Here is an 11,401-nt window from a genome sequence, read left to right as displayed (position 1 = left end):
TATCCGTTCTGTTGCCGCCATTAAAGCTCCCAAACACTGGATTCCCAGCGATCTGTTAGCTTACGATCGTCCAAAAAGCGGACATCTGAACTTGGCTAAAAGCGGACACTACAACTTAGCCCGTACAGCGCGGCTGAGTCTTGATTCGGGTTATGTCAGCCGTACGCTGGCGTCGCTCGAGCGGCAAAGACTGGTCGTTGTCCTCACCGATTCGAAAGACCGCCGGGTTCGCCGGGCTTGCCTGACTGAGGCGGGTCTCGTCGAAAGGGCTGAACTCGAACGGCTCTCCGACGCGGTCGCGTTACGCGTGCTCGAACCTCTCGGAGAGAAACAGCGTCAGCGACTGGTCGAAGCCATGTTCGAGGTCGAACGTTTGCTGCAGGCATCGCTCGTGCATTTTGCGCTCGAGGACCCGGATAGCAGTGACGCGCGGTGGTGCTTTGAGCAGTACTTCAGCGAACTCGACCAGCGTTTTGAAGCCGGATTCGACCCGTCCCTGAGCCTGTCGGCAGATGCTGTCGAACTGACGGCGCCCGCAGGCGCGCTAATCGTCGCGAGACTCCATGGCGACCCGATCGGTTGTGTCGCGCTGAAGTTCCACAAGAAGTCCCCGGCCGAACTCAAGAGAATGTGGGTGAGTCCTTGCGCGCGCGGTATGGGCGTCGGCCGCCGCTTGATCGTCGAGGCGGAGAAACGTGCCCGCCAGGCCAAGGCGCGCGTTATTCGTCTGGAGACGAATCGAACGCTGTGTGAGGCGATATCGCTATACAGGCAATCTGGATTCGTCGAAGTCGATGCATTCAACGCCGAACCGTATGCCCATCACTGGTTCGAAAAGCGCCTGGACTGAACGAGCGCAACGCTTTGCACTACGGACTTTCGATTCTCGCTGACGATCGTCTCATGGGGCTTGCGGATTCACCCCGCGCGCCGCCCCTCCACCACACGCGTTGCGGGCGCAACCTCCATCACCGCGAGCCGGATCGCGTCGATCAGCGCGCGTGCCGCAGGCGAGGGCGAGCCCTGCGCGCGCAGTGTCAGCCCGATATCGCGGCGTGTGTGCTGCAGCGGCACGTCGAGAATCACCAACTGGCCCGATTCGATTTCGTAGTGCAACTGCTGCGCCGAGAGCGCCGTGATCATGTCCGTGCCAAGCAGCAACCCGCGAATCACGGCGAGATCGGCGGTTTCGACGGTGGGCAGGGGCGGCTTGAGCTTCACGCGGCGGAACTGCGCTTCGAGCAGCCCGCGCGAAGGCGAATGCGTGCGTGAAAGTATCCATTGAGCATCACGCAGATCGTTGAGCGTGAGGCCATGCTTTTTCGCGAGTGGATGATCGCGCCGCGCGAGCACGACCATGTCTTCCGACATCAATCGCTCGTTGCCCAGGCCGCTTGCCGCATCGTTTTCGCGCAGCGCGCCGAGCACGAAGTCCACGTCGCCCGCGCGCAGGCCCGCCACGAGCAGTTCATACGCGCTTTCGTCGGTCACGACGCGCACGCCCGGATGCTGCGCGGAAAGGCGCGCGATGGCGGCCGGCAGGATCAGCGTGCGGCCCAATGGCAGCGCGCCCACGGTCACCGCGCCCTGGATATTGCCGTGCAGCGCCGCAATATCGTCGGGTACGTGACGCAGTTCGTTGAGCGCGCGCCGCACGTGCAGCAGGAAGGTCTCGCCCTCGGCCGTGAGCAGCACGCCGCGCGGTCCGCGATGGAAGAGCGTGACACCCGAGCCGCTTTCGAGCACGCGCATGGCGCTGCTCACGGCGGGCTGGCTGATGCCGAATGCATTGGCCGTGCTCGGCATATGGCGGTGCCGCGCGAGAGCGACGAATAGCTGCAGCCGCCGGGTGTTGAGCAGATACGCGGGAAGCGTGCCTTCGCTCAACGCGCGCCGGCGCGCCTGGCGCGCGGCGCACCACTGCGCGAGTTCTTCCAGTTCGCCAAAAATTCGCGCGCAGCGCTCGAGCACCACGCGGCCCACGGCCGTGGGCAGCATGCCCGACGGTTTGCGCTCGAAGAGCGGCGCGCCCAGCGCCGTCTCCAGTTCCTGCACCGAGCGCGTGACGGCCGATTGCGCGCGATACAAGGCCGAAGCGGCGCGCGTGGCGCTGCCCGTGTCGGCAACGAGGCGAAAAGCGCGCAGATGCGCGAGGTTCAGGAGTTCGGGCTGGCTCACGGCTCGATCATGTCGTTTTGGGTGGGATACGCGCCGTGTCTCATGCGGCGACCGTGGCAACCATGGCAACTGCGGCGGCGGCGCCATCGTCGACCGCGCTCAGATGCAGCCGGTCGACCGAAAGATTGAGGCTCTCCTTCGAAATATGCGTGTGCTCTTTCATCAGCGCCTCGACGCGTGCGCCTTCGCCGTTGACGAGCGCGCCGACAATGGCGTGATGCTGGCGGTGCGCATACGAGAGCATCATGAACTGACGCTGCTGCGCGGCCTTGTCGAACACCACCGTGCCCGGCGAGACGAATGGAATCTTGTCGTTGAGCCCGAGCGCGGCACTCACCGCAAGATTGTGCGCCGCTTCCACAATCAGTGCGTGGAAGCGGCCGTTCATCGCGGCGTAGCGCGTTTCCGCTTCGCTGTCGAGCACGCCGGCCGCGAAAATCGCGTCGCCTTCGCGCAGACAGTCTTCGAGTGCGCGCGCGAGCGCCTGGTCCACGCCGCGCTCGGCGACCGTGCGCGCGGCGAGCCCTTCGAGCACGCCGCGCACGTCGATGGCGTTGAGCACGTCGGTCACCGAAAAGCGCCGCACGGTGTAGCCGCGCGCGCCCGAGCGCTCGACGAGGCCTTCGGTGGCGAGCACACTCAGCGCATAGCGCAGCGGCGTGCGCGAAATGCCGAGGCGCTCGGCGAGTTGCGCCTCGACGAGCCGCTCGCCGGGCTCGAGTTCGCCGGAGAGGATGCGCGTGCGCAGCGCCTGCACGATGGTTTGCTGGGTCGTCCCGTTCATGTCATGCGTGAATCGCAGCGGGCGAGGCGCGCGGCATATGGCGCGCGCGGCCCTTGCGAGTTCGTTCTTTTGATATCTGTTTCGTTTATGAGGAGGTTGCCAGGGCGGATCGGCCGCACTTCCCGCAACAGGGTTTCAGGATACCAAAAACCGTTGCGGCGCGCGGGTTTGCGCGATCGGCCGAATGTGCGCAAGCGCGCACAAGCCTTGAATTCATGAGGGAAAGGGAAAAAATCGTGGTTAACCCTTGCTTACGGTCTGGGCGGCGTTTTTGTAATTTCGTATCCCAAGTGATGGATCGAAGGCGTCTGCCGACGCATCGGGTCCAGCGCGGCGCGAGTGCGCCGCATGAACAGCAGCAGAGGGCAAGATCATGGCAAGAATAGTGGGCGGCATCGGCACATCGCACGTGCCGACAATCGGCATGGCATACGACAAGGGCAAGCAGAACGAACCCGCGTGGGCGCCGCTCTTCCAGGGGTACGAACCGGTGGCGAAGTGGCTCGCCGAGCGCAAGCCGGACGCGCTCGTGATGTTCTACAACGACCACGCCAACAGCTTCTTCTTCGACTGCTATCCCACCTTCGCGCTGGGCGTTTCCGCCACGCACGAGTTCGCCGACGAAGGCGCGGGCAAGCGCGCGCTGCCGGACATCGCGGGCCACCCCGATCTCGCGATCCATATTGCCGAGCAGCTCGTCAACGACGAGTTCGATCTCACGATCTTCCAGGACAAGCCGCTCGACCACGGCTGCAACTCGCCGCTTTCGCTCATGCTGCCGCACGAAGGCGGCTGGCCCGCGGCGCTGGTGCCGATCCAGGTGAATGTGCTTCAGTATCCGCTGCCCACGGCGAACCGCTGCTACCGGATCGGCCAGGCGCTGCGCCGCGCGATCGAATCGTTCGAGCAGGATCTCGACGTGGTGGTGGTCGGCACGGGCGGCCTTTCGCACCAGGTGCACGGCGAGCGCAGCGGTTACAACAACACCGAATGGGACATGGAGTTCCTCGACCTGATCGTGAACGATCCGGAGCGCCTCGCACGGATGAAGCACGTGGACTACGTGCGCCTTGGCGGCGCCGAAAGCGTCGAGACGATCATGTGGCTCGCCATGCGCGGGGCGCTGGGCGGCAAGATCCGCGAAGTCCATCGCAACTACTATCTCGCGACCAGCACGGCGATGGCGGTCACGGTGTACGAAGAAGAGGGCCAGCAATGAATCCGCAACTGGTTGGCATCGAGGAACTGACGGGCACCTACCCCTTCGACATTCGCCAGAGCATGAAGGCCATGCGCCTGAATCGCTTCTTCTGGGAAATGCGTCTGCCGCAAGCGCGCGATCTGTGGCTGCGCGACCGCACGGCCGCCTACGACGCCGCCGCGCTCACCAGCGAGGAGCGCGCGCTCGTCGACGCTACGGACTGGCTCGGCCTCATTCAATACGGCGTGTGCTTCTTCGTGCTCGAGAAGTTCGCGCGCGTGGTGAAGATCACGAATCTCGGCATGTACGCCAGTATGCGCGGCGAAACCCTCGAAGCGTTCCTGAAGACGCGCAAGGTGCCCGACGCAGTCTGAGCGTTTGCTCGACCGTTTGATTTCCTGATTGACTTTTGCGCTCGGGTGGGCAATTTGCCCACTCGAACGCGTTTGACCCGCGTGGCCCCACATGCCGCGCGCTCGCTTGCGGCTCGCCGGATCTCGGGGCGGCGAGAGCGCTACCCTTCGATGCTCGAATAAACAGGTTTGTTCAAAACAGGAGACCTGGAGAATGCAGGATCATAAGCAGTACAAAAAGATTGCATTGGCGATTACGGGGGCCATCGGTGTGATGGCGTGTGCTGCACCGGCGTTCGCGCAGAGCAGCGTGACGCTCTACGGCATGATGGACACGGGCATTACCTACGTGAGCAACCAGGGCGGCAAGCACAACGTCAAGATGGACGACGGCGTGAACGGCCCGAACCTGTGGGGCATGACCGGCACGGAAGACCTGGGCGGCGGCACGAAGGCCTTCTTCCAGCTCGTCAACCAGTTCCAGGTGGACAACGGCGCGTTCATGCCGAACAAGAGTCTTTTCAGCCGTACGTCGATTCTGGGTCTGAGCAACGACAAGCTGGGCAAGCTTACGCTCGGCAACCAGTACGACTTCATGACGGACTCGCTGTATTTCGCGGGCAACGATCCGGCGGAGCTCTCGGGCCACTTCTACGATTTCCGCGCAGGTCCGTTCCAGAAGCTCGCGCTGCCGAACAACCCGACTGGTTCGTTCGACTGGGACCGCATGGCTGGCGAAACCGTCAACAACTCGGTGAAGTATCTGTCGCCGACGTTCGGCGGCTTCAGCGCGGGCGCGATGTACAGCTTCGGCGGCGTGGCCGGTTCGATCGGCACGGCCAATGGCACGAGCTTCGCGCTGAACTACTCGGCACATGATTTCGGCGTGAACGCGGCCTATACGAACCTCAAGACCGTCGTGACGGGCGAAGGCGACGTGAGCGTGCGCAACTGGGGTATCGGCGCGCACTACCGTTTCGGCGGCTGGATCACGAACGCGCTCTTCACCACCGTGCACAACTCGGCCAACGGCGGCTCGGTGTATCAGGGCTCGGTGGGCGCGCACTACAACTTCACGCCTGCACTCAGCGCCGGCGCGTCGTACATGTACATGAAGGGCAACGACGTGGTCGACAACAATCACGCGCACCAGGTCGCGGCGATCGTCGATTACGCGCTTTCCAAGCGCACCAGCGTGTACGTGCTGGGCGTGTACCAGCGCGCCAGCTCGGGCGGTCTCGCGCAGATCAACGGCATGAACTCCTCGGACGGCGCTTCGAGCGGTCAGAGCCAGGCGGTTGCGCGCGTGGGCCTGCATACGCACTTCTGATGCACCGCTGGCTTCATCATCTCCGGCAGTTGTTTGACGCCGCCCGATCGGCTGATCGGGCGGCGTTTTTTCATGGTGCGCATCCTTTCACGAAAGGCTCGCGAATTGGGCAAAATAACGCCAGTCGCAACAGCACTCGCGTGACGAGAAAGGAAGTTTCATGACGGATACGGTGGATTGCGTCGTGATCGGCGCGGGCGTGGTCGGTCTCGCGGTTGCGCGCGCGTGCGCGCAGCAGGGCTGGGAAACCGTCCTCGTCGAGGCGGAAAACGCCATCGGCACGGGCACCAGCTCGCGCAACAGCGAAGTGATACACGCGGGCATTTACTACCCGCAAGGCTCACTCAAGGCGCGGCTGTGCGTGCAAGGCAAGCACAAGCTTTACGCGTATTGCGAAGAGAAGGGCGTGGAGTTCAGCCGTTGCGGCAAGTTCATCGTCGCGACGCACGAAGGGCAGCTCGACGCGCTGCGCGCGATTCGCGCGGCGGCCGCCGCCAATGGCGTGGACGACCTGCGCTGGCTCGACCGTGGCGAGGCGCGCGCACGGGAATCCGCGCTCGAGTGCGTGGCGGCGCTCGAATCGCCCTCCACGGGCATTGTCGACAGCCACGGTTTGATGCTCGCGCTACAGGGCGACTTTGAAGCGGCGGGTGGCGTGCTCGCGTTTTGCTCGCCGGTCACGGGGGGCCTCGTGCGGCCGGGCCAGCCGACGCTCCTCAAGGTAGGCGGCGACGAGCCGATGGAATTGCTCGCCACGCGCGTGGTGAACAGTGCGGGCCTCTACGCGCAGCAGATCGCGGCATGCATCGAAGGCGCCCCGGCGCAATCGATTCCGCCGGGGCGCTACGCGAAGGGCAATTACTACTCGCTGGCGGGCGCGGCGCCGTTTTCGCGGCTCATCTATCCGGTGCCGGAGGAAGGGGGCCTGGGCGTGCATCTGACGATCGACCTGGGCGGCCAGGCGCGCTTCGGTCCCGACGTGGAATGGATCGACACGATCGACTACACCGTGGACCCAGGCCGCGCGGCGAAATTCTACGAGGCGATTCGCACTTACTGGCCCGCGCTGCCTGACGACGCGCTGCAACCGGGTTATGCTGGCATTCGCCCGAAGCTGGCCGAGGGCAAGCATGGCGGCGACTTCGTGATCCAGGACGCGCGCGAGCACGGCGTGAGCGGGCTCGTGAACCTCTACGGCATCGAGTCGCCTGGGCTGACGGCTTCGCTCGCGATTGCGCACGAAGTCATCGAACGCCTGAAAACACACTGACTGCAGTGGCGGATCAAACGCGAATCAACGCGAATCAACGCGAATCACAAGGAGAACAGGATGGTCTACGAGATGGCGCATATCACGGTGAGCGCAGGCAAGAACGCCGAATTCGAGGCAAACGTGGCGCAGGCGCTGCCGCTCTTTCATCGCGCACGCGGCTGCCGCAGCGTGGAATTGCAGCGCGGCGTGGAAGAGCCGAACCAGTATGTGCTCGTCGTGCAGTGGGACACCGTCGAAGATCACATGGTGCACTTTCGCGAGTCGGATGACTTTCAGGAATGGCGCCGGCTCGTCGGCCCGTACTTCGAGAAGCCGCCTGTCGTGGGGCACACGCAGGTCGTCGTGAAGTAAGCGGCTGGGCGCGGCCAGCCGCGCTTACGCCTTGATACCGAATCCCTCCACATACCCCACCGCGTCCTCCCCGTCCCAAACGCGTCCATCGACGAACGGCGCGGTGGCCGTCCCGGCCGGCAGCGCGATTCCCATCGCCGCCGCTGCTTGCCCGTACAGCGCGGTCTGGTTCAAGCCGCGCGCGATCTCGCGATAGTCGCTTCGGCGCGCGAGCATGCCCCATCGTTCGAACTGCGTCAGAAACCATACGCCTTCGGATTCGTGCGGATAGTTCACGCGGCCTTCCTCGAAGAACTTCATGCCCGGCGTGCGTGATGTCGTGTCCGTTTCGAGCCGTGCCGCGATCAGCCCGGCTTCCACACCGAGCATCTCCGGGCGCGCAAGCCATTGCGCAATCTCGCGTCGATTGCCTTCGCCGTCCAGCCAGCGGCACGCTTCGAGCATCGTCTGTACGAGCGCGCGCGCCGTGTTCGGATGGCGCACCACGAAATCGCGCCGGCAGGCGAGCACCTTCTCGGGATGATCCGGCCAGATCGCCCCGCTCGCGATGATCGTGCGTCCTACGCCGCGCTGCTGCGCGAGCCCTGGCCACGGCTCGCCCACGCACAGGCCGTCGAGGCGATCTTCGGCGAGCGCGGCCACCATCTGCGGCGGCGGTATCACCACGCTCTCGATGTCGCGCAGCGGATGCACGCCTTGCGAAGCGAGCCAGTAGTACAGCCACATCGCGTGCGTGCCGGTGGGGAAGGTCTGCGCGAACACGGGCTTGCGCGCAAGCGTGGCGAGCGCGCGCGGCAGCGAGCCGTGTTCGGCGAGCGCATCTGAGAGACGGTTCGAGAGCGTAATGGCCTGGCCGTTGCGGTTGAGCACCATCAGCACGGCCATGTCGGTCTGCGGGCCGCCCAGGCCGAGCTGCACGCCATAGACGAGGCCGTAGAGCGAATGCGCGGCGTCGAGTTCACCGGACAGCAGCTTGTCGCGCAGCGCCGCCCACGAGGGCTGGCGCGAGAGCTCGAGCGTGAGGCCGTGCGCGTGGCCGAACTCCAGCAGCTTCGCGGCGACGAGCGGCGCGGCGTCGGCGAGCGGCACGAAGCCGATCTTCAGATGGGTTTTCTCGGGCGCGGCGAGGGTAGGGGTGGCGTTCATGGGCGAGCTTCGTTCCTGCTCAATCGGGTCGTTCCTGCGCTTGCGCGAGCGCGACGATCTGGCGGGCGACTTCGGCGAGCTTCACGCTCTCGTTCATCGCGCGTTTGCGCAGCGCCGCGTAGGCCGCGGGTTCGGTCAGCTTCTGTTGCTCCATCAGGATGCGCTTCGCGCGGTCGATCAGCTTGCGCTCGGCCAGTTCGTTTTCGGCCTGCGTGAGACGCTCGCGCAACTGCGCTTCCTGTGCAAAGCGCGCGAGCGCGACTTCGAGGATCGGTGCAAGGCGCTCGCTCGCGAGCCCTTCCACGAGATAGGCGGTCACACCCGCATTCACGGCCGAGCGGATCAACTGCTGGTTGGCGTCGTGGCTGAACATCAGCACCGGGCGCGGCGCGGTGGCGTTCATCACCGCGAGTTGTTCGAGCGTGTCGCGCGAGGGCGACTCGGTGTCGATGATGATGACGTCGGGCCGCTCGCGCTCGACGACGCGATGCAGCGCCTGCGGCGTGGCGGGCTCGGCGAGCATGTCGTAGCCGAGCTTGGCGAGCGCGTCGCGCAGGTCGCCGATAGGCTTGTCGGTGTCGGTTACGAGCAGTACGCGCAGCATGAGGATTGGGTGGTCGTCGGCACGACGTCTTCGACGGTTAATCGGTGCATTGCGCGCCATCGCTGGGCGCGCATGAGGGTTCAGCAAAGTGCGTGCCAGTTTGTCCGTTGGCCGCAAAGCCATGCCGCTTGGGGTTTTGGGTGCGCCTCGCAAAAACTCGGCGCGCGATGTGTTGTGCACCGCAGCAGTGCGATGGGCGATACGGCGCACCCGGTTGGCGCAGTGGTCGCGGGCGATGCCCGAAAAAGTGCCGGAGGGCAGCATGAGTCCGCGCTCAGGACTCCGGCGTCAAGACAGCGGACCGCGGCGTCTTTTGTGACACGCATATTTCACCTATTCTTTTTAGCGCACGCCGTCGGCTCCACGATTCCCAGCGCCAGCATTCTCACGACAATTAACCGGCCAATGGAAATGGAAAGACCTGCTTCCCCCAACGCACAGCCCGCCAGTGCCAGCGCAAGCCAGCCCTGGTTGCGCTGGCTGCCCGGCGTCACGTTGTTCAGGACTTATCAACGCGCCTGGTTGCTCAACGATCTCGCTGCGGGACTCGTGCTGACCACCATGCTCGTGCCGGTCGGCATTGCCTACGCGGCGGCGTCCGGTGTGCCGGGTGTATACGGTCTCTATGCCACGATCATTCCGCTGCTGGCCTACGCCATTTTCGGGCCCAGCCGCATTCTCGTGCTCGGCCCCGACTCCGCGCTTGCCGCGCCGATACTCGCCGTGGTGGTGCAGGTAGCGGGCGGCGACCCCGCACGCGCCATCGGCGTGGCGAGCATGATGGCGATCGTTTCCGGGCTCGTCTGCGTGGTCATGGGGCTGTTGCGGCTCGGCTTCATCACGGAGCTGCTGTCCAAGCCCATTCGTTACGGCTACATGAACGGCATTGCGCTCGCCGTGCTCATTAGCCAGTTGCCGAAGCTCTTCGCCATCTCCATCGACGAGCAGGGGCCGATGAGAGACCTGCTCAGCCTCGCCCAGGGCGTCGCGCGCGGCGAGGCGAACTGGTACAGCTTCGCCGTGGGCGCGGGAAGCCTCGTGCTGATCCTCGCGCTCAAGCGCTTCGACAAAGTACCCGGCATCCTGATTGCCGTGATCGTGGCCACGCTCTCGGTCAGTCTCTTTCATCTCGACACCGTGGGCGTGAAAGTGCTGGGCACGATTCCCCAGGGTTTGCCTGGACTCTCGCTGCCATGGGTCGCCAACGCGGACCTGGTCAAGATCGTGCTGGGCGGCGCGGCCGTCGCGTTGATCGCTTTCGCCGATACGAGCGTGCTCTCGCGCACCTATGCAGCGCGCTTTCATGCGCGCGTCGACCCGAACCAGGAGATGGTGGGCCTCGGCGTGGCGAACTTCGCGGCCGGCTTGTTCCAGGGCTTTCCGATCAGCAGCAGCGCCTCGCGCACGCCGGTTGCCGAAGCCGCAGGTGCACGCACCCAGCTAACCGGCGTAGTCGGCGCGCTCGCCGTGGCGGCGCTGCTCATGGTCGCGCCCAATCTGTTGCGCTATTTGCCCAATAGCGCGCTCGCCGCCGTGGTGATCGCCGCCGCGCTCGGCCTGTTCGAAATCGCGGATCTCAAACGCATCTACCGGATTCAGCAGTGGGAGTTCTGGCTGTCGATCGGTTGCTTCGTGGCAGTCGCGGTTTTCGGGGCGATTCCCGGCATTGGACTTGCCGTCCTGATCGCCGTGATCGAATTCCTCTGGGACGGCTGGCGGCCCCATTTCGCAGTGCTCGGCCGTGTGGAGGGCGTGCGCGGCTATCACGACATCGAGCGCTATCCCGAAGCGGTGCGCACGCCGGGACTCGTGCTGTTTCGCTGGGACGCGCCGCTGTTTTTCGCGAATGCCGAATTGTTTCAGCAGCGCCTGATGGAGGCGGTGGAAGCGTCGCCCACGCCGGTGCGCCGGGTCGTGGTGGCGGCGGAGCCCGTGACGAGTGTGGACGTCACGTCCGCCGACATGCTGCGCGAACTGACTCATACGTTGCGCGAGCGCGGCATCGCGCTGCATTTCGCTGAGATGAAGGACCCGGTGCGCGACAAGCTCAAGCGCTTCGATTTGCTCGAAGACATCGGTCCGGAGCGCTTCGATCCGACCGTGAGCAGTGCTGTCGATCGCTATGTCGACGAGACCGGCCTCGCGAAGGACGAGGCCGGGCCGCAAACGGGACGGTAGTGA

11 protein-coding genes are annotated in these 11,401 nt (G+C 64.8%); 7 read left to right on the top strand and 4 right to left on the bottom strand.

Annotated features, from left to right (window positions below; translation table 11 throughout):
• Position 1: 1 nt before the first annotated feature.
• Entirely contained in the window at positions 2 to 850 is an 849-nt protein-coding gene (locus AB3X99_RS28540; RefSeq protein WP_368618809.1) for a GNAT family N-acetyltransferase, read from the top strand.
• 68 nt (positions 851 to 918) lie between these two features.
• Here the strand turns inward: AB3X99_RS28540 and AB3X99_RS28535 are convergent, their stop codons facing one another.
• Complete coding sequence (locus tag AB3X99_RS28535) at positions 919 to 2,178, bottom strand: LysR family transcriptional regulator (RefSeq protein ID WP_342949074.1); 1,260 nt, start codon at positions 2,176 to 2,178, stop codon at positions 919 to 921.
• A gap of 40 nt (positions 2,179 to 2,218) precedes the next feature.
• Entirely contained in the window at positions 2,219 to 2,962 is a 744-nt protein-coding gene (locus tag AB3X99_RS28530) for a GntR family transcriptional regulator (protein WP_069265776.1), read from the bottom strand.
• 373 nt (positions 2,963 to 3,335) lie between these two features.
• Here AB3X99_RS28530 and AB3X99_RS28525 point away from each other — a divergent pair, with 373 nt between their 5' ends.
• From AB3X99_RS28525 to AB3X99_RS28505, 5 genes are all read left to right on the top strand, one after another.
• Positions 3,336 to 4,181, top strand: a complete 846-nt coding sequence (locus tag AB3X99_RS28525; protein ID WP_069265777.1) for a gallate dioxygenase — start codon at positions 3,336 to 3,338, stop codon at positions 4,179 to 4,181.
• Positions 4,178 to 4,537: a protocatechuate 3,4-dioxygenase gene (locus AB3X99_RS28520; protein ID WP_324157852.1), complete on the top strand. Its 360-nt coding sequence runs from the start codon at positions 4,178 to 4,180 to the stop codon at positions 4,535 to 4,537. The genes AB3X99_RS28525 and AB3X99_RS28520 overlap by 4 nt, the downstream gene beginning before the upstream one ends.
• A gap of 253 nt (positions 4,538 to 4,790) precedes the next feature.
• Positions 4,791 to 5,846, top strand: coding sequence for a porin (locus tag AB3X99_RS28515; RefSeq protein WP_342949106.1), 1,056 nt, complete (start codon positions 4,791 to 4,793; stop codon positions 5,844 to 5,846).
• Between the two features lie 160 nt (positions 5,847 to 6,006).
• Positions 6,007 to 7,116, top strand: coding sequence for an NAD(P)/FAD-dependent oxidoreductase (locus AB3X99_RS28510; protein ID WP_368618808.1), 1,110 nt, complete (start codon positions 6,007 to 6,009; stop codon positions 7,114 to 7,116).
• Between the two features lie 60 nt (positions 7,117 to 7,176).
• Complete coding sequence (locus AB3X99_RS28505; RefSeq protein WP_028202455.1) at positions 7,177 to 7,470, top strand: antibiotic biosynthesis monooxygenase; 294 nt, start codon at positions 7,177 to 7,179, stop codon at positions 7,468 to 7,470.
• A 24-nt stretch (positions 7,471 to 7,494) separates the two neighbouring features.
• Here AB3X99_RS28505 and AB3X99_RS28500 read toward each other — a convergent pair whose 3' ends face one another.
• Complete coding sequence (locus AB3X99_RS28500; RefSeq protein ID WP_368618807.1) at positions 7,495 to 8,616, bottom strand: CmpA/NrtA family ABC transporter substrate-binding protein; 1,122 nt, start codon at positions 8,614 to 8,616, stop codon at positions 7,495 to 7,497.
• 19 nt (positions 8,617 to 8,635) lie between these two features.
• On the bottom strand, positions 8,636 to 9,220 hold the full coding sequence (locus AB3X99_RS28495; RefSeq protein ID WP_069265976.1) for an ANTAR domain-containing response regulator: 585 nt from the start codon (positions 9,218 to 9,220) through the stop codon (positions 8,636 to 8,638).
• 411 nt (positions 9,221 to 9,631) lie between these two features.
• Between AB3X99_RS28495 and AB3X99_RS28490 the strand changes: the two genes are divergently transcribed.
• Entirely contained in the window at positions 9,632 to 11,398 is a 1,767-nt protein-coding gene (locus tag AB3X99_RS28490; RefSeq protein WP_368618806.1) for a SulP family inorganic anion transporter, read from the top strand.
• The last annotated feature ends 3 nt before the right edge of the window (positions 11,399 to 11,401 follow it).

Origin of the sequence: Paraburkholderia sp. BR10882, assembly GCF_040948855.1 — a bacterium.
Taxonomy (GTDB): domain Bacteria; phylum Pseudomonadota; class Gammaproteobacteria; order Burkholderiales; family Burkholderiaceae; genus Paraburkholderia; species Paraburkholderia nodosa_A.
The sequence above is the reverse complement of the archived record's forward strand: the minus strand, read 5'-3'. Positions and strand labels throughout refer to the sequence as shown.